The organism is Mycobacterium sp. 1245801.1 (assembly GCF_001673055.1).
In the GTDB taxonomy this organism is placed as follows: domain Bacteria; phylum Actinomycetota; class Actinomycetes; order Mycobacteriales; family Mycobacteriaceae; genus Mycobacterium; species Mycobacterium europaeum_A.
In genome coordinates this window covers 1-18,844 of the sequence record NZ_LZKY01000219.1, presented here as the reverse complement: position 1 = coordinate 18,844, position 18,844 = coordinate 1, and the positions used below count along the sequence as shown (strand labels likewise).

Sequence of the window (18,844 nt, the reverse complement as noted above, 5' to 3'; positions counted from 1 at the left end):
ACTTCCCGCCGTTCTCCACCGGCGAGACCGGCCGGGTGGGCTCGCCCAAGCGGCGCGAGATCGGGCACGGCGCCCTGGCCGAGCGGGCCCTGATCCCGGTGCTGCCCGGCGTCGAGGAGTTCCCCTACGCCATCCGTCAGGTGTCCGAGGCGTTGGGTTCCAACGGCTCAACGTCGATGGGTTCGGTCTGTGCGTCCACCCTGTCGCTGCTCAACGCCGGTGTGCCGCTCAGGGCGCCGTGCCCGATCTCGCGCCGCTTGGGCGAGCCCACCCGGCCGGTCTCGCCGGTGGAGAACGGCGGGAAGTTGTAGTGGTGCATGTAGCGCTTCGAGGTCTCGGGCCCCAGCGAATCGATCTGCTGGGCCATCTTGACCATGTCGAGCGTGGTGACGCCCAGGATCTGGGTCTCACCGCGCTGGAACAGCGCGCTGCCGTGCGCCCGCGGCACCACGGCCACCTCGGCCGACAACGCGCGGATGTCGGTGATGCCGCGGCCGTCGATGCGGAAGTGATCGGTCAGGATGCGCTGGCGCACCAGCTTTTTGGTCAGTGACCGGTAGGCGGCGCTGATCTCTTTCTCGCGGCCCTCGTAGGTCCCAGAGTCCCCAGCGAGGCGCGCGAGCACCTCGGCCTTGAGCTCGTCGGTGCGCGCGTCACGCTCGGCCTTGCCGCCGATGGTCAGCGCCTTGGCCAGCTCGTCGGTGGCCACCGAGGCCACCGAGTAGTAGACGTCGTCGCCGTAGTCCGGGAACGTCGGGAACTCGCCGGCCGGTTTGGCGGCCGCCCCGGCCAGTTCCTCCTGCGCGCTACACAGCGCGGCGATGAACGGCTTGGCGGCCTCGAGGCCTTCGGCCACAACGGTTTCCGTCGGCGCCGGGGCGCCGCCCTCGACGAGCTCGATGACGTTCTCGGTCGCCTCGGCCTCGACCATCATGATGGCCACGTCTTTTTTGTCGCCTTCGCCGACTATGCGGCCGGCCACCACCATGTCGAACACGGCCCGCTCGAGCTGCTCGACGGTCGGGAACGCCACCCAGGTGCCGTCGATCAGCGCGACCCGCACCCCACCGATGGGACCCGAGAACGGCAGCCCGCTCAGCTGGGTCGAGGCCGACGCGGCGTTGATCGCCAGCACGTCGTACAGGTCGTTGGGATCCAGGCTCAGGATGGTCACCACGACCTGGATCTCGTTACGCAGCCCGGAGACGAACGACGGGCGCAGCGGCCGGTCGATGAGCCGACAGGTCAGGATCGCATCGGTGGAGGGACGGCCCTCGCGACGGAAGAACGAACCGGGGATGCGACCGGCGGCATACATCCGCTCCTCGACATCGACGGTCAGCGGGAAGAAGTCGAAGTGCTCCTTGGGGCTCTTGCTGGCGGTCGTCGCCGACAACAGCATGTTCTCTTCGTCGAGGTACGCGACCACGGCGCCAGCGGCCTGCTGGGCCAACCGGCCGGTCTCGAAACGGATGGTGCGGGTGCCGAAGCTCCCGTTGTCGATGGTGGCGGTCGCCTCGAACACGCCCTCTTCAATTTCAGCGACAGACATGGACGTCCGTACGGCCTCTCTTGTATTCAGCTTTTTCGCGTGGCCACGCGCGAACCGCAGGCCTGACGGCCACGGGTCACCCGCGGGAGGCGCTGAGTCTGAATACGGCTACGGCCATCGATCGAAGCGGCCGACCTGCCCCAGATCCGGAGAGCCCGGCAGCCACTACCGAAGACCGCCCGATGCAGACTGGCTGCTCCCTCGAACGTGCGTAGTGACACGCTGGAACGGCACACGCGGATCTGCGTGACCGCACCGTTTGCTCGGGCCGAACCGGCCCAGAACGTCCTCACTCTACACGGGCGACCCCTGCCCGCCATATCGCTCGGAATTTGCGGGGCCGCGAACGCCCCGGTGGGGGCTGCGTCAGCGACGCAGGCCCAGCCGCTCGACCAGCGAGCGGTACCGCTCGACGTCGATCTGCGCGACGTACTTGAGCAGCCGGCGACGGCGGCCGACCAGCAGCAACAGCCCGCGACGCGAGTGGTGGTCGTGCTTGTGCACCTTCAGGTGCTCGGTCAGGTCGGCGATCCGCTTGGTCAGCAGCGCGACCTGCGCCTCAGGCGAACCGGTGTCGGTGCCATGCAGGCCGTAATTGCCCAGGATTTCTTTTTTCTGCTCGGCTGTAAGCGCCACGAACTAACTCCATCAATCGGTGCCGCGAGAAATCTCGTGCGTGGCCGCCGCGGACTGCAGCACACGCCGTATCGGCTGGCGAGTCTATCAGCGGCGGCGACGTCTACCGAATCGCAGGCCAGCGCTGCGCCCTTGACAACATACAACCATTTGGTTGTATGTTGCTCGGGTGACCGTAGATCAGGAGGACCGGGTGGACGCCCTGTTCCACGCGCTCGCCGACCGAACCCGGCGCGACATCATGCGCCGGACCCTGGAAGGGGAACACTCGGTTTCCGCATTGGCGGTCAAGTACGACATGAGCTTCGCCGCGGTGCAGAAGCACGTCGTCGTGCTGGAAAAGGCCGGCCTGCTCACCAAACGACGAAGCGGTCGAGAGCAGCTGGCCAGCGGTGACGTGGCGGCCGTGCGGTCGGTGGCCGCGATGCTCACCGAACTCGAATCCCTCTGGCGGGATCGCATCGCCCGCGTCGACGAACTCATCGCATCCGACTCAAACCAGGAGGACTGAACCATGCCCGTGACCGACGTCCAGCACGACCCGGACAACCTGACGCTGACCATCACGGCGGACTTCGCCGCGCCGGTGGCCCGAATCTGGCAGGTGTACGCCGACCCTCGTCAGTTGGAGAAGGTGTGGGGACCGCCGTCCCACCCGGCGACCGTCGTCGACCACAGCCTCACACCCGGCAGTCGCACGACGTACTTCATGACCGGACCGGACGGCCAGAAGTACGCCGGGTACTGGGAGATCACGGCGGTGGACGAACCGACGAGCTTCTCCTTCCTGGACGGCTTCGCCGACCTGGACTTCAACCCGAACCGCGACCTGCCGGTCTCGAGGAATGTGTACACATTTGCCGAGCACAACGGCGGCACTCGCGCGACATACGTGAGCACCTACTCCTCCGCCGAGGCGCTGCAGCAGGTGCTGGACATGGGCGTCGTCGAGGGCGCCTCTTCGGCCATCAACCAGATCGACGACCTGCTCGCCGCCTGACGCCTGCCGGCGACTCCTGGAATCAGTCCTGGGCCGCGAGGGTGATGCGGGCCCGTTCGGTGTCCCTGCCCATCGCGTCGATGAGGTCGGCGATCGAGTCGAACTTGTGCTGGCCGCGGATTCGGGCGACGAAGTCCAGCGCCACGTGCTGTCCGTACAGGTCGGCGTCGGTGTCCAGGACGAACGCCTCCACGGTGCGGGTACGCCCGGAGAACGTCGGGTTGGTGCCCACCGACACCGCCGCCTGATAGCGCTCGCCGGGGACCATCGCCCCGGGGGCCCCCGCCCCCTGACCGTGGCCGAGCACGGTGAACCAGGCGGCGTACACGCCGTCGGCCGGGATGGCCGAATACATCGGCGGCGCCACGTTCGCGGTGGGAAAGCCCAGCTCGGCACCGCGCCCGTGGCCGCGGACCACCACGCCCTCGACCCGGTGCGGCCGGCCCAGCGCCTCCATCGCCGCCACCACGTCACCGGCGTCCACGCAGGACCGGATGTAGGTGGACGAGAACGTCACCGTCTCGTTGCTGTGGTGCTCGGACAGCAGCGACATCGACTCCACGGCGAACCCGAAGCGCTCGCCGGCGCGTCGCAGCGTTTCGACGTTGCCGGTCGCCTTCTTGCCGAAGGTGAAGTTCTCCCCCACGACGACCTCGACCACGTGCAGGTTCTCCACCAGCAGCTCGTGGACGTAGCGCTCCGGGGTGAGCTTCATGAAATCGGTGGTGAACGGCATGACCAGGAAGACGTCGATGCCCAGCTCTTCGACCAGCTCGGCGCGCCGGGTGAGCGTCGTCAGCTGCGCGGGGTGGCTGCCGGGATAGACCACTTCCATCGGGTGCGGGTCGAACGTCATCAGCACCGTCGGAACGTTGCGGGCCCGCGCCGCTTTCACCGCATGCGCGATCAGCTCGGCGTGGCCGCGATGCACACCATCGAACACACCGATGGTGAGCACACACCTGCCCCAGTCCGTGGGTATCTCGTCTTGGCCGCGCCACCGCTGCACGTCCGCCAGCCTACGGCGCGCAGTGGTCCGCCGGGAGATGGGAAGGGGCAAACCGCCGCCATGGTGTCGGGGAACACCCCGGATTAGGCCTGGGTTGCCTAAACTTTCTCGGTGTGAGGCCTGACGAGGAGCGTGGCGGTATCACCGCGGTCGGCCAGGACTACCTGAAGGTCATCTGGAATGCCCAGGAGTGGTCCCCGAAAGACGCACCGCAGAAGGTCAGCACCAAGATGCTGGCCGAGAAGATCGGGGTGTCGGCCAGCACGGCCTCGGAGTCCATCCGCAAACTCGCCGAGCAGGGGCTCGTGGACCACGAGAAATACGGCGCGGTGACGCTGACCGAGGCGGGGCGGCGCGCGGCGCTGGAGATGGTGCGCCGGCACCGGCTGCTGGAGACCTTCCTGGTCAACGAGCTCGGCTACGCCTGGGACGAGGTGCACGACGAGGCCGAGGTGCTCGAGCACGCGGTGTCGGATCGCCTGGTGGCCCGCATCGACGCCAAGCTGGGCTTTCCGCAGCGCGACCCGCACGGTGACCCGATACCGGCCTCCGACGGGCAGGTGCCGACCCCGCCGGCCCGCCAGCTGTGGGCGTGCGACGACGGGGACACCGGGACGGTGGCCCGCATCTCCGACGCCGACCCCGAGATGCTGCGCTACTTCACCGACGTCGGCATCAGTCTCGACTCCCGGCTGCGGGTCCTGACCCGGCGCGAATTCGCCGGCATGATCTCCGTCGCCATCGATTCCGGCGACGGCGCCGAGACGACGGTCGATTTGGGTAGCCCGGCCGCGCGGGCGATCTGGGTGACGGCCTAGCCGCGCGCCCCGCCCGTCAGTCGGCCAGCAGTCCCTTGGCGATGTGGGTGACCTGAACCTCGTTGCTGCCCGCGTAGATCATCAGCGACTTGGCGTCGCGGGCCAGCTGCTCCACCCGGTACTCGGCCATGTATCCGTTGCCGCCGAACAGCTGTACGGCCTCCATCGCCACCTCGGTGGCCGCCTCCGAGGAGTACAGCTTGATCGCCGACGCCTCGGCCAGCGTCAGCGGCTTGCCGGCCTGCTGGCGCTCGATGGTGTGAAAGACCATGTTCTGCACGTTCATTCGGGCGATCTCCATCTTCGCCAGCTTGAGCTGGATCAACTGGAACTGCCCGATGTTGCGGCCCCACAGTGTGCGGCTCTTCGCGTAATCGACGCACAGCCGGTGGCATTCGTCGATGATGCCCAACGCCATCATTGCGATCCCGATCCGCTCGGCGGCGAAGTTGGCGCGCGCGCTGTCGCGGCCGTCGCCGTCGGTGTGCTGTTCGCTCTCGCCGAGCAGCCGGTCCGGGCCCAGCCGCACGTTGTCGAAGAACAGCTCGCCGGTCGGCGAGGACATCATGCCCATCTTCTTGAACGGCTTGCCCTGGGTCAGGCCCGGCATGCCGGCATCGAGCACGAAGACCAGCACCGGGCGGTTGCGCTTGTCTTGCTTGTCCGCGCTCGCATTGCCCTCGCGGGGGCCCTCGTCGAGCTTGGCGTAGACGACCAGGACGTCGGCGCAGGGCCCGTTGGTGATGAAGGTCTTCTGCCCGTTGAGGATGTAGTCGTCACCGTCGCGTTTGACGTAGGTCTTCATGCCGCCGAACGCGTCCGAACCCGAGTCCGGCTCGGTAATCGCCCATGCCGCAATCTTTTCCAGCGTCATCAGCTCGGGCAGCCAGCGTTCCTTCTGCGCCAGCGTCCCGCGGCTGGCGATGGTCGCGGCGCCCAAGCCCAGGCTCACCGACGCGGTGCTGAGCAACCCGATGCTGACCCTCGCGATCTCGGACACCAGCACCGCGATCATCGACCCCTGGGCGCCGCCGCCGAAACCGCTTGACCCGTCGGGCTTTTCGCCGGATTCCGCAGCGGCGGCGGTGCCGTTCAGCTTGGCCCACTCGCGGTCCAGCATCTTCTTGACCGACTCGGCGGCCATGGCGTCGAGGCCGAACTGGCTGAACAGCTTGCGCGCGATCGGATACGGCGACATATCGCCGGTTTCCAATTCGTCCAAATGCGGACGGATCTCTTTGTCGACGAACTGCCGAACGGCATCCCGGACCATCAGGTCCGTCTCGGACCACTCGATCATGGCGCCCTTAACGCTCGGCGCGCTGGTAGGCGGTGACGACCGCCGCGCCACCCAGCCCGATGTTGTGTTGCAGGGCGGCACTGACGTTGTCGACCTGACGTTTGTCGGCGGTGCCGCGCAGCTGCCAGGTCAGTTCGGCGCACTGCGCCAGCCCGGTCGCGCCCAGCGGGTGCCCCTTGGAGATCAGGCCGCCCGACGGGTTGACCACCCAGCGCCCGCCGTAGGTGGTGTCGTTGTTGTCGATCAGCTTGGGCGCCTCACCGGGGCCGCACAGGCCCAGGGCCTCGTAGAGCAACAGCTCGTTGGCCGAGAAGCAGTCGTGCAGTTCGATCACCTGGAAGTCTTGCGGCCCCAGCCCGGACTGGTCGTAAACCTGTTGCGCGGCCTGGACATTCATGTCATAGCCGATGAGGTTTTTGGCGCTTCCGTCGAACGTCGACGCGAAGTCGGTAGTCATCGCCTGCCCGACGATCTCCACGGCCTGGGCGGCCAGCCCGTGGCTGTCGACGAAGCTCTCCGAGGCCAGGATGGCCGCTCCCGAACCGTCGGAGGTCGGCGAGCACTGCAGCTTGGTCAGCGGGTCGGAGATCATCCGCGCGGCCAGGATGTCGTCGAGCGTGTAGGACTCCTGGAACTGGGCGAACGGGTTGTTCACCGAGTGCTTGTGGTTCTTGTAGCCGATCTTGGCGAAATGCTCTGCGGTGCTGCCGTATTGCTTCATGTGCTCGCGGCCGGCGGCGCCGAACATCCAGGGGGCGACGGGCATCGCGAACTCGTCGATGTCGGCCATCGCCTTGACGTGCTTGGCCATCGGCGATTCGCGGTCCTGGGCGCCGCCGCCCAGCGAACCGGGCTGCATCTTCTCGAAACCGAGCGCGATCGCGCAGTCGACGATGCCGCCGCGGATGGCCTGCGCCGCCAGGAAAAGCGCCGTCGAGCCGGTGGAGCAGTTGTTGTTGACGTTGACGACCGGAATGCCGGTCATGCCCAGCTCGTAGAGCGCCCGCTGACCCGACGTCGAATCGCCGGCGACGTAGCCGACGTAGCCTTGCTGGACCTCGCGGTAGTCGATGCCGGCGTCGGCCAGCGCGTTGGTCCCCGATTCCCGAGCCATGTCCGGGTAATCCCAGCCCTCCCGGCGACCCGGCTTCTCGAACTTCGTCATGCCGACGCCGATGACGTAGACCTTGTTGGACATCCTTGTCCCCTTCCGAACCGTGGGCGGTCTTGGCACTCAGTGTGCAACGTAGCCCAACCAACCGTTCGGCCGGGGCGGCCAAAGCATTGCAGCGGTTACAGCGTCGCCGGGCGGATCACCACCACCGACTTGGTGCGCGACCCCTCGTCGCGCAGCAGCGCCATCACGCGGCCGTCGGGGCCACACGCCGCGTAGACGCCGCCGATCCCGGCCGGCGCCAGCGCCCGGCCGTTGGCGGTCGCCTCGGCCTGCTCGGCGGACAGGTCGCGGCGCGGGAAGATCAGCAGGCAGGCCTCGTCCAGGCCGTAGCTGAGCCGGGGCCGCTCCGCCAGCTCGTCGAGCGGGTACGCCTGATCGAGCCCGAAGCGCCCGACGCGGGTGCGCCGCAATGCCGTCAGGTGCCCACCCACCCCGAGAGCCGCGCCGAGGTCACGGGCCAGCGCGCGGATGTAGGTTCCCGACGAACAGTCGACCTCGACGTCGAGGTCCACACAGTCCCCGCCGTCGGCGCCGACCCGGATGTCGCGCACCTCGAACCGGTCGATGCGCACCGGCCGGGCCGCGAGCTCGACGGCCTGGCCCTCGCGGGCAAGCCGGTAGGCGCGCTTGCCGTCCACCTTGATCGCGCTGACCGTCGACGGCACCTGTTGGATGTCGCCGCGCAGGCCACCGACCGCCGATTCGATCGCCGCGCCGGTGAGGTGCCGCGCCGCGACGCTGCGCACCAGCTCGCCCTCGGCGTCGTCGGTGGACGTGCTCTGGCCCAGGCGGATGGTGGCGGTGTAGGACTTGGCGGTGGCCGTCAGCAGGCCGAGGATCTTGGTGGCGCGTTCGATCCCGATCACCAGCACGCCGGTGGCCATCGGGTCCAGCGTCCCGGCATGCCCCACCCTGCGGGTGGCAAAGATCCGGCGGCAGCGCCCGACCACGTCATGACTGGTCATCCCGGCCGGCTTGTCGACGACGACTATTCCTGGCCCGCTGGGGCTTTCGGTCATAGCACGATCGCGGTGAGCACCAGCCCGCGCTCGACCGACCAGCGGCCGCGCAGCTCGGTCAGCGGCGGACCGGACAGCGCTTCCGGGTCGATCAGGATCCGCGACACGAACCCGCCCGTCGTCGCGCCGGGGCCATCGGCCTCGAACGCGATGTGGGCGTCCTCGAAGCCCAGCCACCGTTTGGTCAGCGGAAACCACGCCTTGTACGTTGCCTCCTTGGCGCAGAACAAGATTCGATCCCAATGCAGGTCACCCGACAGGTTCGCCGGGATCTCGGTGCGTTCGGCCGGCAGGCTGATCGCGGTCAGCACTCCGTCGGGCAACACGTCGTGCGGTTCGGCGTCGATGCCCACCGAGCGGACCGCGTCGGTGCGGCCCACCACGGCACCCCGGTAACCCGTGCAGTGGGTCAGGCTGCCCACCACGCCGTCGGGCCAGCAGGGTTCTCCCTTCTCCCCCTTGAGGATCGGGACCGGCGGCAGGCCCAGCTCGCCCAGCGCGATGCGGGCGCAGTTGCGGACGGTGACGAACTCGTTGCGCCGCTTGGCCACCGACCTGGCGACCAGCGGCTCCTCCTCGGGCAGCGGCGTGAGATCGGGCGGGTCGGAGTATGCCTCCGCGTAGGCCAGGCCGTCCACGGCCGGGAGCACCGAGGACACCAGCATGTCCCCCGTCATCGTGATTGCCGCTGCCGCAACCGTTCCCGGAACTGTGCGGCCTGCTGCCGCATCTCGGGAGTGATCTGGAAGTGGCCGCCGAAGTCGTTGAGGTCGCCCGGCGCGTACTGGGGATCGGGCAGCACCTGGCGCAGCCAGCTGGGCGGCTTGCGGCGGCGCCACTCCCGCGGATAGCCCACCGAGACTTCCTCGAAGCGCACGTCGTCATACCAGGTGGTCCGGGGGATGTGCAGGTGACCGTAGACCGAACACACGGCGTTGTATCGGGTGTGCCAGTCGGCGGTCTTGGTGGTCCCGCACCACAGCGAGAACTCGGGGTAGAACAAGGCGTCGCAGGGGTCGCGGACCAACGGAAAGTGGTTCACCAGAACGGTCGGCGTCATCCAGTCCAGCTCTTCGAGACGGGCGCGGGTGATCTCCAGGCGCTCGCGGCACCACGCCTCACGGGTGGGGTAGGGCTCCGAGGAGAGCAGGAATTCGTCGGTGGCGACCACGTTGCGCTCGCGGGCGATGGTCAGGCCTTCGGCTTTGCTCGTGGCTCCCTCGGGCAAGAAGCTGTAGTCGTAGAGCAGGAACATCGGCACGATCGTGGCCGGGCCCCCGCGCTCGGTCCACACCGGGAAGGGATGCTCGGGCGTGACGATGCCCATCTCGTCGCACATGTTGACCAGGTACTCGTAGCGCGCCTTGCCGAAGATCTGCACGGGATCGCGGGTGGTGGTCCACAGCTCGTGATTACCCGGCACCCAAATCACCTTGGCGAAGCGCCGTCGCAGCAGGTCAAGGGCCCAGCGGATCTCGTCGGTGCGTTCGGCGACATCGCCGGCGACGATCAGCCAGTCGTCCGGCGACGACGGATGCAGCGATTCGGTGACCGGCTTGTTACCCAGGTGACCGGTGTGCAGGTCGGACACCGCCCACAGTGTCGGTTGCCCACCGTTGGTCGATTCCCGCCCAGATGTATGCCCAGCCACGAATAACCACCCTAACGACTTGACCCAAGGACGCCCCTTTCGCGGGCGCCCTTTCGGCCACCAGCGGGTGAGTTAGAACAAGTTCAGGTTTGCCTGTGACGTCGCGCGCGGTACTTGTACACTCCCCCGGAAAGGTCCGCTGCGGCGTCAGGGGGTGTCGTGTTCGCCAATGTTCGTCTGATGGGGGCGCTGGGTGCGCTGCTCACAGCGGCCATCGGTGGCACCGTGGGCCTGTTGACCGCCCCGCAGGACCTTTCCAGGCCGGGTGGCGGCGACCGGTCCGTCGAGCTGCGGTCGACCGCCCAGCCGATGGAAACCACAATGAAAAGCCCGATCGTGGCGACCACCGATCCGCGCCCGTTCGACGCCTGCGAGGACATCCCGTTCGACGTCATCCAGCGCCTCGGCTTGGGCTTCACACCGCCCGAACACGAGGACGGGCTGCGCTGTCACTTCGACGCCGGCAACTATCAGGTGGCCGTCGAGCCGATCATCTGGCGCACCTATGAGGCCTCGCTGCCCGCCGATGCCGTCGAGACGACGATCGCGGGCCACCGGGCCGCGCAGTACTGGGTGCTCAAGCCGACCTACCACAACAGCTACTGGTTCTACTCCTGCATGGTCGCGTTCAAGACCAGCTACGGCGTGCTGCAGCAGGCGCTGTACTACTCGACCGTCTACTCCAACCCCGAGGTCGACTGCATGCAGACCAACGTGCAGCGCGCCAACGACCTCGCGCCGTATTACAAGTTCTGATTTGCGCCGCGTCGCGTCGCGGCCGGCTGACCGGGTCCTAATGTGAGGACCGTGAGTACGACGTTGATCCGGCCCGCACAGCCGGCGCTGCACACCCTGCGACACCTGGGCGGCACGGCCGCCGCCCGGCTGCTCGGCCTGCCGCCGGAGACCACCGACTACACCGTGCAGCGCGTCCGCGTGCCGATGCGCGACGGGGTGCAGCTGGTGGCCGACCACTATGCGCCGGCGACCGCGTCACCCGCGGGCACCCTGCTGGTCCGCGGCCCGTACGGGCGCGGGTTCCCGTTCACGCTGATATTCGGCGCGCTGTACGCGGCGCGCGGCTACCACGTCGTGTTGCAAAGCGTGCGCGGGACGTTCGGCTCGGGCGGGGTCTTCGAGCCGATGGCCCACGAGGTCGCCGACGGTGCCGACACCGTCTCCTGGCTGCGTGAGCAGCCTTGGTTCACCGGCCGCTTCGCCTCCATCGGGATGTCGTATCTGGGCTTCACCCAGTGGGCCCTGCTGCAGGATCCCCCGCCGGAACTGGCCACCGCCGTCATCATGGTCGGTCCGCACGATTTCAACGAATCAACTTGGGGCACCGGCACATTCGCGATTAACGACTTTTTGGGCTGGAGCGACATGGTGGCGCACCAGGAGGACCCCGTGCGGGTGCGCGCCGCCCTGCGCCAGCTGCAGACCCGCCGCCGGGTGGCCCAGGCCGCGGCCGCGGTGCCGCTGGGTGACGCCGCGCGGCAGGTGCTCGGCACCGGCGCACCCTGGTTCGAATCCTGGGTCGAACACAGCGAACCGGACGACCCGTTCTGGGATGCCTTGCGCTGCACCGAGGCGCTGGACCGGGTGCAGGTGCCGGTGCTGTTGGTGGGCGGCTGGCAGGACATCTTCATCAGGCAGACGCTGCAGCAGTACGCGCATCTGCGCCGGCGCGGTGTCGACGTCGCGCTCACCGTCGGGCCCTGGACCCACACCCAGTTGCTCACCACCGGGTTCCCTACCTGCGCCCGGGAGGCACTGGATTGGTTGGACACGCACCTGGGCGGTGCGGCCACGTCGCACCGGCCCAGCCGGGTGCGCGTCTACGTCACCGGCGGGGGCGGTGGCTGGCGCAGCCTGCCCGACTGGCCACCCGCCACCACCGAACGCCCGCTGTACCTGCGGCCCGGTGGCTACCTGGGCGAGACCGCGCCAAGCCTGAAGGGGTTGGCGCCGGCCACATTTCGCTACGACCCGGCCAATCCGACACCGACCACCGGCGGCCCGCAGCTGTCCGGCAACGGCGGATACCGCGACGACAGCCGGTTGGCATCGCGCGACGACGTGCTGGCCTTTACCAGCGCGACGCTCACAGAGGACGTGTATGTCTACGGCTGCCCGGTCATCGAGCTCGCCCATGGCGCGGACAGCCCGCACGCCGACCTGTTCGTGCGGGTGAGCGAGGTCGACGCCAAGGGACGGTCGCGCAACGTCAGCGAGGCGTACCGCCGGCTGCGTCCCGCGGCAAAACCCAAGTCGGAGAAAATCGTTCGCCTCGACCTCGACGGCATGGCGCACCGCTTCCGGGCCGGCTCACGCATCCGCGTGCTGATCGCCGGGAGCTGGTCGCCGCGCTACGCGCACAACCTCGGTTCCGGCGAGCCGGTGTTGACCGGCCGGCAGCCCACGCCGGTCACCCACACCGTGCGCTTCGGGCGCTCCCGGCTGCTGTTGCCGGTCGGCCCGGCCGAGTTGTCAGCCAACGGCGTCGCGGACCCGGGCGGCGACCGCGGCTAGCGCCGCGTCGTCATGAACGGGGCCGCGCCCCGGCGGGGCCGGCACCGGCAGCTCCACCCAGCTTTTGCAGCCGCCGTACTCGGCGGTCCGCTCCAGGCGCACCGGCTCGGCCAGCGGGAGTACCGACACGACCAGCACCGCGAGTTTGTGCTTGGGACGAAAGTCCAGGCGGTCGGCGCGCACCGACTCGGCAGTCCAGATGTGCAGGTCCTCGATGGCGGGCAGGGCGTCCGGGCGCTCGACGGGCACGGCCGCAACGACTTTCGCGGCGGCCCGGATCACCAGCTCGTCGTCGGTGCTGTCGGCGGCCGCGGGCGCCAGCAGGTCTTGATGCTCGGGGCGCACCCGCTCGGCGTGGCTGTGCGCGACCGTCGGGAACAGCAGGAACTCGCGGGCGGCCAGTTCGAACCGTTTCTCCCCGATGCCGCCCTTGCGCAGCAGCACCCGCTGGCGACCGTCCAGCAGCGCGTGCACCGCGGCGCTCCACTCCTTGAGCGCGGGTGTCGTTGTGGTGACGGTCATTTCGCGCCCGCCATCCGCGCCATCACCTCGGGGCGGCGCAAGGGCGGGACGGTCTTGGGCGGCTGGCGCCGCGGCGGCAGCTGCCCCAGCAACCGCGTCGTCGTCTCGGTGACTTCGGCGACCGCCGCCTCGAATGCGTCGACATTCGCGGCCGAGGGGTGGGTGATGCCGCTGACCTTGCGGACATACTGGCGGGCGGCCGCCGCGATCTCTTCGGCGGTGGCGGCGGGTTGCAGTCCGCGCAGTTCGGTGATGTTTCGGCACATCTTTCCCACGATAAGCGCTGCTCGGCGGCGCCGCTCCCCGACGAATCGGCGGGCGGTAAGGCGCGCATCGCCGGTGCGGGCCGACTGGCTACGGTGAGGTCATGACCGACGAGATCCTGCTGATCGACACCGACGAGCGAGTGCGCACCCTGACCCTCAACCGACCGCAGTCGCGCAACGCGCTGTCCTCGGCGTTGCGGGACCGCTTCTTCGGGGCGCTGGCCGACGCCGAAACCGACGACGGCGTCGACGTCGTCATCGTCACCGGCGCCGACCCGGTGTTCTGCGCGGGGCTGGATCTCAAGGAGCTGGGCGGTTCCTCGGCGCTGCCGGACATCTCGCCGCGCTGGCCGGCGCTGACCAAGCCGGTGATCGGCGCGATCAACGGCGCCGCGGTGACCGGCGGGCTGGAGGTGGCGCTGTACTGCGACATCCTGATCGCCTCGGAGAACGCCCGGTTCGCCGACACGCACGCCCGGGTGGGGCTGCTGCCCACCTGGGGCCTGAGCGTGCGGTTGCCGCAGAAGGTGGGAATCGGGCTGGCCAGGCGGATGAGCATGACCGGGGACTATCTGTCCGCCGCCGACGCGCTGCGCGCCGGGCTGGTGACCGAGGTGGTGCCGCACGACCAGCTGTTGGGTGCCGCCCGGGCGGTGGCGGCGTCGATCGTCGGGAACAATCAGGACGCGGTGCGGGCGCTGCTGGCGTCGTATCACCGCATCGACGACGCGCAGACCAGCGCCGGGCTCTGGCAGGAGGCGACGGCGGCCCGGCAGTTCCGGACCAGCGGTGACGACATCGCCGCCAACCGGGAGGCCGTGCTGGCGCGCGGCCGCTCGCAGGTGCGCTGACGCCGCGATCTGGGCCGGTCCGTTCCCACCGGTCCCGCCCACGCCATACGATCAACTGATGTATCACGTCGTCGCTGTCACCGTGCGGGTGCTCGGTGGCCTGACGCTGGCGGCCGCGTCGGCGATCGCGGTGGCCGCGCCGCCCGCGGGCGCGCTGCCGCCGCCGGGGTTCCCGAATCTCGACGCCTTCACCCCGGTGCCCGCCGACGGCTACATCGGCGCCGGCGCGCCGGGAAGCTCGCCGCGGGTCAGTTTCTCCGCCGGCTCCGCCCTGGTCTGTGACTTCTACGGCGGCCCGCCGCCCGTGCCGCAACCGTCGCAGGACATCAAGTGCAAGGGCGACATGTCGGGGCTGGACGACGTTCCCTTCCCCGGCGGCCGCCCGCGACCCGGCGACTGCGTCGTCGGTTCGGTGGACTTCAAGGGACCCGGCTACCAGTTGAGCCGCATGTCCTACGCCGGATGCGACGGCAACCCTGCCCCGCTACCGGCCGGCGGCAAATCGCTGGGGGCGGGCCAGAAGTTGACCTATCTCAACGTCACCTGCGCGGTGGGGGCCGACGACCTGGTCGCCTGCCTGGACACCACCAGCGGCGACCACGGATTCGTCGTGCAGCGCTCGGGAAGCTGGGCGTTCTAGTCCGGGCGAGTCCGGGTTAATCCAGGGCCGTGCGCAGCGACGCCACCGCGTCGTCGATCGAGCCGGTGGTCGAATAGCCGGCCGCCAGCCGGTGCCCACCGCCGCCGAAGCCGGACGCCACCGCCGCCAGGTCGACGGCGGACTTGGCCCGCATGGACACCGACCACTGCTGCGGCGCGATCTCCTTGAACACCGCGGCCACCTCGGCCTGCTGCGTGGTCCGCACGATGTCGACGATGCTTTCGACTTCCTCCGGGCGTGAGGTCACCCAATCCTGGTTGCCGACAACGGCATACACCAGGCCCCGGCCGCCCGCGGCGTCCGGCAGCAGCTGGGCCGAGGCCAGCACCCGCGACAGCAGCGGCAGCCATCCGAACGGATGGCTGTCCAACAGGGTTCGGCTGATCGCGGCGTTGTCCACGCCACCGTCGACCAGCCGGGCCGCCAGCCGCAGGGCGCGCGCACTGGCCCAGCGGAACGATCCGGTGTCGGTCGTCAGGCCGGCGTAGATGCAGTGCGCGACGTCGGAATCGATGGGCTTGTCCCACGCGTCGAGGATGTCGGCGATCATCATCGTGGTCGAATCGGCTTGGACGTCAACGAAATTGGCGGTACCGAACACATCGTTGGAAGCGTGATGGTCGATGACCAGCACCTCGTCGCCCTCGAGGGCCAAGTCGCTCAAGGCGCCCAGCCGCTTGACGCTCGGAACGTCAACGGTGACAACCAGATCGACGTCGCGGCGCATCGCATCGGGATCGACCAGCAGTCGGCAGCCGGGCAGCGACGCCAGCGACTCGGGCAGCCCGGCCGGCTCGGCGAAACTGACCTCGACCCGCTTGCCGCACTTGTCCAGCACCAGCCCCAGCGCCAGGCCGGCGCCGATGGTGTCGGCGTCGGGATGCACGTGTGCGATCACCGCGACGGTGTCGGCGTCCGACAGCAACTCGACCGCACCCGCGGCGTCGACGCGCACCCCCACCCGGGCGTCGCCCAGCTCAGTATTGGTGTTGGTCGTCGTCACCGATGCTCCCGTCGAGGCCGGGCTCCCCACCCGATCCGCTATCCCGGTATGGATCGGCCTCCCCAGCCGGCTTGGCGCCCGAACGAACCCGCGCCAGATCAGCGTCCGCGGCCCGGGCGCGCGCCAGCAATTCCTCCATCCGCGCCACGTTGTCCGACGTGGTGTCGCGGGTGAAGGTGAGGGTGGGCGTGAACCGCACGCCGGTGCCGGCCCCGACCTTGGTGCGCAGCGCACCCTTGGCACGTTCCAGGGCCGCCGCGGCGGCCGCGTAGTCCGGCTCGTCGTCCAGCGTGCGTCCCATCACCGTGTAGAAGACCGTCGCGTCGTGCAGGTCGGCGGTCACCTTCGCGTCGACGATGGTGACCCCCTCGAGCCCGGGATCCTTGATCTCGAACTCGATCGCCGAGGCGACGATGGTGTTGATTCGCTTGGCCAACCGGCGCGCCCTGGCTGGATCAGGCATTCGGGTTCACCACCTTCTCGTCGTCACTTCGTTCTGCATCGTCGTTCTGCGTCGTCGTTGCGTCGTCGGCGGTGGGGTCAGGTGCGTTCCTTCTGGACCAACTCGTAGGACTCGATGATGTCGCCTTCTTTGAGGTCGTTGTACCCCAGCGTCATACCGCACTCGAAGCCCTCGCGGACCTCGGTGACGTCGTCCTTCTCCCGCCGCAGCGAGGTGATCGAAAGGTTGTCGGTGACCACGATGTTGTCCCGCAGCAACCGCGCCTTGGCGTTGCGGCGCACGATGCCGCTGCTGATCATGCAGCCGGCGATGATGCCGACCTTGGACGACCGGAAGATCGCCCGGATCTCGGCGCGGCCCAGCGTGTTCTCCTCGTAGATCGGCTTGAGCATGCCGCGCAGGGCCTTCTCGATCTCGTCGATCGCCTGGTAGATCACCGAGTAGTAGCGGATCTCCACACCCTCGCGGTTGGCCAGCTCGGTGGCCTTGCCCTCGGCGCGCACGTTGAAGCCGATGATCACCGCATCCGAGGCCGACGCCAGGTTGACGTTGGTTTCGGTGATGCCACCGACACCACGGTCGATGACGCGCAGCGCCACCTCGTCGTCGATCTCGATGCCCATCAGGGCCTCTTCCAGCGCCTCGACGGTACCGGCGTTGTCGCCCTTGAGGATCAGGTTCAGCTGGCTGGTTTCCTTCAGCGCCGAGTCCAGGTCCTCCAGGCTGATCCGCTTGCGGGAACGCGCCGCCAGCGCGTTGCGCTTGCGGGCGCTGCGCTTGTCGGCGATCTGGCGGGCGATGCGGTCCTCGTCGACGACCAGCAGGTTGTCCCCTGCGCCGGGCACCGAGGTGAACCCGATGACCTGCACCGGCCGCGACGGCAGCGCCTCTTCGACGTCGTCACCGTGCTCGTCGACCATGCGGCGGACGCGGCCGTAGGCGTCGCCGGCGACCACCGAGTCGCCGACCCGCAGCGTGCCGCGCTGCACCAGCACCGTGGCGACCGGCCCGCGACCGCGGTCCAGGTGCGCCTCGATCGCCACACCCTGGGCCTCCATGTCGGGGTTGGCCCGCAGGTCCAGGGCGGCGTCGGCGGTCAGCAGCACCGCCTCGAGCAGCGCCTCGATGTTGGTGCCCTGCTTGGCGGAGATGTCGACGAACATGGTGTCGCCACCGAAATCCTCTGCCACCAAACCGTATTCGGTGAGCTGGCCGCGGATCTTGGCCGGGTCGGCGCCCTCGACGTCAATCTTGTTGACCGCCACCACGATCGGCACGTCGGCCGCCTGGGCGTGGTTGATGGCCTCCACCGTCTGCGGCATGACGCCGTCGTCGGCCGCCACCACCAGGATCGCGATGTCGGTGGCCTTGGCGCCGCGGGCACGCATGGCGGTGAACGCCTCGTGACCCGGGGTGTCGATGAAGGTGATCGGCCGCTCGACACCGTCGTGCTCCACGGTCACCTGGTAGGCACCGATGTGCTGGGTGATACCGCCGGCCTCGGCCTCGCGGACGCTGGCGTTGCGGATGGTGTCCAGCAGGCGGGTCTTACCGTGGTCGACGTGACCCATGACGGTCACCACCGGCGGCCGGGTCTGCAGGTCTTCCTCGCCGCCCTCGTCCTCGCCATAACTCAGGTCGAACGACTCCAGCAGTTCGCGGTCCTCGTCCTCGGGGCTGACGACCTGCACGACATAGTTCATCTCGCTGCCCAGCAACTCGAGCGTCTCGTCGCCGACCGACTGGGTGGCCGTGACCATCTCGCCGAGGTTGAACAGCGCCTGCACCAGCGAGGCCGGGTTGGCGTTGATCTTGTCGGCGAAGTCGGAGAGCGACGCGCCGCGCGCCAGCCGGATCGTCTCGCCGTTGCCGTGCGGCAACCGCACGCCACCGACGACGGGCGCCTGCATGTTCTCGTATTCGGCGCGTTTCGCCCGCTTCGACTTGCGGCCGCGTCGCGGCGCACCGCCGGGGCGACCGAACGCACCCGCGGCACCGCCGCGCTGGCCCGGACGGCCACCGCCGCCACCGCCTCCGGGACAGCCCAAACCACCCGCGCCCGGGCAGGCCGCCGGCCAGGCGCCGCGCCCCGGCGCGACGCCGGGCCCGCGTCCGGGCCCGATGCCCAAGCCCCGCGCCCCGCGCGTCGGCAACAACCCCTTCTCGTCGGCGCAACCCGTCGACCGGCCCATCCCGCGCCCGCAGGCGCCGCGTCCCGGGGCGCCCCGCCCCGGCGCGCCCCGGCCCGGCGGCGCATCGCCGGGCAACATGCCGCCCCGGCCCGCCGGTGCCGGCGTACCGGGCCGCCCCGCCCGTAACCGCGGTCCAGGTGCGCCTCGATCGCCACACCCTGGGCCTCCATGTCGGGGTTGGCCCGCAGGTCC

Annotated in this window: 20 protein-coding genes and 1 pseudogene; 8 read left to right on the top strand and 13 right to left on the bottom strand. The window is 69.2% G+C overall.

Annotation, left to right across the window (positions count from 1 at the left end; translation table 11 throughout):
- Nucleotides 1-35: 35 nt before the first annotated feature.
- A complete protein-coding gene (locus A5622_RS28300) occupies nucleotides 36-311 on the top strand; it encodes a hypothetical protein (protein ID WP_369829242.1) in 276 nt (91 codons plus the stop codon).
- Here the strand turns inward: A5622_RS28300 and A5622_RS14565 are convergent.
- Both A5622_RS14565 and rpsO read right to left on the bottom strand, forming a co-directional pair.
- Nucleotides 227-1,552, bottom strand: a pseudogene (locus A5622_RS14565) (polyribonucleotide nucleotidyltransferase); the annotation flags it as partial. The gene A5622_RS28300 and the pseudogene A5622_RS14565 overlap by 85 nt on opposite strands.
- A gap of 366 nt (nucleotides 1,553-1,918) precedes the next feature.
- A complete protein-coding gene (gene rpsO / locus A5622_RS14560; protein WP_007775081.1) occupies nucleotides 1,919-2,188 on the bottom strand; it encodes a 30S ribosomal protein S15 in 270 nt (89 codons plus the stop codon).
- Between the two features lie 169 nt (nucleotides 2,189-2,357).
- On the opposite strand from rpsO, the gene A5622_RS14555 reads away from it, so the two are divergent.
- Both A5622_RS14555 and A5622_RS14550 read left to right on the top strand, forming a co-directional pair.
- Nucleotides 2,358-2,699, top strand: a complete 342-nt coding sequence (locus tag A5622_RS14555) for a helix-turn-helix transcriptional regulator (RefSeq protein ID WP_066879378.1) — start codon at nucleotides 2,358-2,360, stop codon at nucleotides 2,697-2,699.
- A gap of 3 nt (nucleotides 2,700-2,702) precedes the next feature.
- Entirely contained in the window at nucleotides 2,703-3,188 is a 486-nt protein-coding gene (locus A5622_RS14550) for an SRPBCC domain-containing protein (protein WP_066879375.1), read from the top strand.
- 22 nt (nucleotides 3,189-3,210) lie between these two features.
- On the opposite strand, the gene A5622_RS14545 is transcribed toward A5622_RS14550, so the two are convergent.
- Nucleotides 3,211-4,197 carry a bifunctional riboflavin kinase/FAD synthetase gene (locus tag A5622_RS14545; protein ID WP_066879371.1) on the bottom strand — a complete coding sequence of 329 codons (987 nt, stop codon included), beginning with the start codon at nucleotides 4,195-4,197 and terminating at the stop codon, nucleotides 3,211-3,213.
- Nucleotides 4,198-4,310: 113 nt separating this feature from the next.
- Here A5622_RS14545 and mntR point away from each other — a divergent pair, with 113 nt between their 5' ends.
- Nucleotides 4,311-5,015 carry a manganese-binding transcriptional regulator MntR gene (gene mntR, locus A5622_RS14540; RefSeq protein ID WP_066879368.1) on the top strand — a complete coding sequence of 235 codons (705 nt, stop codon included), beginning with the start codon at nucleotides 4,311-4,313 and terminating at the stop codon, nucleotides 5,013-5,015.
- 16 nt (nucleotides 5,016-5,031) lie between these two features.
- On the opposite strand, the gene A5622_RS14535 is transcribed toward mntR, so the two are convergent.
- The 5 genes from A5622_RS14535 to A5622_RS14515 all read right to left on the bottom strand — a co-directional run bounded on the left by A5622_RS14535 (nucleotide 5,032) and on the right by A5622_RS14515 (nucleotide 10,162).
- Nucleotides 5,032-6,315 (bottom strand): acyl-CoA dehydrogenase family protein, encoded by a 1,284-nt coding sequence (locus tag A5622_RS14535; protein ID WP_066879364.1) that lies wholly within the window; start codon nucleotides 6,313-6,315, stop codon nucleotides 5,032-5,034.
- A gap of 7 nt (nucleotides 6,316-6,322) precedes the next feature.
- Entirely contained in the window at nucleotides 6,323-7,513 is a 1,191-nt protein-coding gene (locus tag A5622_RS14530; protein ID WP_066879361.1) for a lipid-transfer protein, read from the bottom strand.
- Between the two features lie 95 nt (nucleotides 7,514-7,608).
- On the bottom strand, nucleotides 7,609-8,511 hold the full coding sequence (gene truB, locus A5622_RS14525; protein WP_066879358.1) for a tRNA pseudouridine(55) synthase TruB: 903 nt from the start codon (nucleotides 8,509-8,511) through the stop codon (nucleotides 7,609-7,611).
- The gene (locus A5622_RS14520) at nucleotides 8,508-9,188 is read right to left on the bottom strand and encodes a 4'-phosphopantetheinyl transferase (RefSeq protein ID WP_066879355.1); all 681 of its coding nucleotides are present in this window, start codon (nucleotides 9,186-9,188) and stop codon (nucleotides 8,508-8,510) included. Before A5622_RS14520 ends, truB begins: the two co-directional genes overlap by 4 nt.
- Nucleotides 9,185-10,162 (bottom strand): metallophosphoesterase, encoded by a 978-nt coding sequence (locus A5622_RS14515; protein WP_066879352.1) that lies wholly within the window; start codon nucleotides 10,160-10,162, stop codon nucleotides 9,185-9,187. Before A5622_RS14515 ends, A5622_RS14520 begins: the two co-directional genes overlap by 4 nt.
- Nucleotides 10,163-10,321: 159 nt before the next feature.
- On the opposite strand from A5622_RS14515, the gene A5622_RS14510 reads away from it, so the two are divergent.
- Together A5622_RS14510 and A5622_RS14505 are read left to right on the top strand one after the other, a co-directional pair.
- Complete coding sequence (locus A5622_RS14510; RefSeq protein WP_066863704.1) at nucleotides 10,322-10,918, top strand: DUF3558 domain-containing protein; 597 nt, start codon at nucleotides 10,322-10,324, stop codon at nucleotides 10,916-10,918.
- A 51-nt stretch (nucleotides 10,919-10,969) separates the two neighbouring features.
- Nucleotides 10,970-12,694: a CocE/NonD family hydrolase gene (locus A5622_RS14505; RefSeq protein ID WP_066879349.1), complete on the top strand. Its 1,725-nt coding sequence runs from the start codon at nucleotides 10,970-10,972 to the stop codon at nucleotides 12,692-12,694.
- Here the strand turns inward: A5622_RS14505 and A5622_RS14500 are convergent.
- Both A5622_RS14500 and A5622_RS14495 read right to left on the bottom strand, forming a co-directional pair.
- Complete coding sequence (locus A5622_RS14500; protein WP_066879346.1) at nucleotides 12,653-13,216, bottom strand: DUF1802 family protein; 564 nt, start codon at nucleotides 13,214-13,216, stop codon at nucleotides 12,653-12,655. The two genes, A5622_RS14505 and A5622_RS14500, sit on opposite strands and share 42 nt — an antisense overlap.
- Entirely contained in the window at nucleotides 13,213-13,482 is a 270-nt protein-coding gene (locus A5622_RS14495) for a DUF2277 domain-containing protein (RefSeq protein WP_066863721.1), read from the bottom strand. Before A5622_RS14495 ends, A5622_RS14500 begins: the two co-directional genes overlap by 4 nt.
- Before the next feature lie 101 nt (nucleotides 13,483-13,583).
- Between A5622_RS14495 and A5622_RS14490 the strand changes: the two genes are divergently transcribed.
- Both A5622_RS14490 and A5622_RS14485 read left to right on the top strand, forming a co-directional pair.
- A complete protein-coding gene (locus A5622_RS14490) occupies nucleotides 13,584-14,333 on the top strand; it encodes an enoyl-CoA hydratase (RefSeq protein WP_066879344.1) in 750 nt (249 codons plus the stop codon).
- A gap of 58 nt (nucleotides 14,334-14,391) precedes the next feature.
- Entirely contained in the window at nucleotides 14,392-14,973 is a 582-nt protein-coding gene (locus A5622_RS14485) for a hypothetical protein (protein ID WP_066863715.1), read from the top strand.
- Between the two features lie 16 nt (nucleotides 14,974-14,989).
- Here the strand turns inward: A5622_RS14485 and A5622_RS14480 are convergent, their stop codons facing one another.
- The 3 genes from A5622_RS14480 to infB all read right to left on the bottom strand — a co-directional run.
- A complete protein-coding gene (locus tag A5622_RS14480; protein WP_156748805.1) occupies nucleotides 14,990-15,997 on the bottom strand; it encodes a bifunctional oligoribonuclease/PAP phosphatase NrnA in 1,008 nt (335 codons plus the stop codon).
- Nucleotides 15,972-16,460: a 30S ribosome-binding factor RbfA gene (rbfA, locus tag A5622_RS14475; RefSeq protein ID WP_066863718.1), complete on the bottom strand. Its 489-nt coding sequence runs from the start codon at nucleotides 16,458-16,460 to the stop codon at nucleotides 15,972-15,974. Before rbfA ends, A5622_RS14480 begins: the two co-directional genes overlap by 26 nt.
- Before the next feature lie 77 nt (nucleotides 16,461-16,537).
- A partial coding sequence (infB, locus tag A5622_RS14470; RefSeq protein WP_066879381.1) for a translation initiation factor IF-2 occupies nucleotides 16,538-18,844 on the bottom strand: 2,307 nt, incomplete at its 5' end.

Bases quoted from the DNA above. Each gene is read 5' to 3' on its own strand.
- A5622_RS14550 (WP_066879375.1), top strand. From the start codon at position 2,703: ATGCCCGTGACCGACGTCCAGCACGACCCGGACAACCTGACGCTGACC.
- A5622_RS14535 (WP_066879364.1), bottom strand. From the start codon at position 6,315: ATGATCGAGTGGTCCGAGACGGACCTGATGGTCCGGGATGCCGTTCGG.
- A5622_RS14530 (WP_066879361.1), bottom strand. From the start codon at position 7,513: ATGTCCAACAAGGTCTACGTCATCGGCGTCGGCATGACGAAGTTCGAG.
- truB (WP_066879358.1), bottom strand. From the start codon at position 8,511: ATGACCGAAAGCCCCAGCGGGCCAGGAATAGTCGTCGTCGACAAGCCG.
- A5622_RS14520 (WP_066879355.1), bottom strand. From the start codon at position 9,188: ATGACGGGGGACATGCTGGTGTCCTCGGTGCTCCCGGCCGTGGACGGC.
- A5622_RS14500 (WP_066879346.1), bottom strand. From the start codon at position 13,216: ATGACCGTCACCACAACGACACCCGCGCTCAAGGAGTGGAGCGCCGCG.
- A5622_RS14495 (WP_066863721.1), bottom strand. From the start codon at position 13,482: ATGTGCCGAAACATCACCGAACTGCGCGGACTGCAACCCGCCGCCACC.
- A5622_RS14490 (WP_066879344.1), top strand. From the start codon at position 13,584: ATGACCGACGAGATCCTGCTGATCGACACCGACGAGCGAGTGCGCACC.
- A5622_RS14485 (WP_066863715.1), top strand. From the start codon at position 14,392: ATGTATCACGTCGTCGCTGTCACCGTGCGGGTGCTCGGTGGCCTGACG.
- rbfA (WP_066863718.1), bottom strand. From the start codon at position 16,460: ATGCCTGATCCAGCCAGGGCGCGCCGGTTGGCCAAGCGAATCAACACC.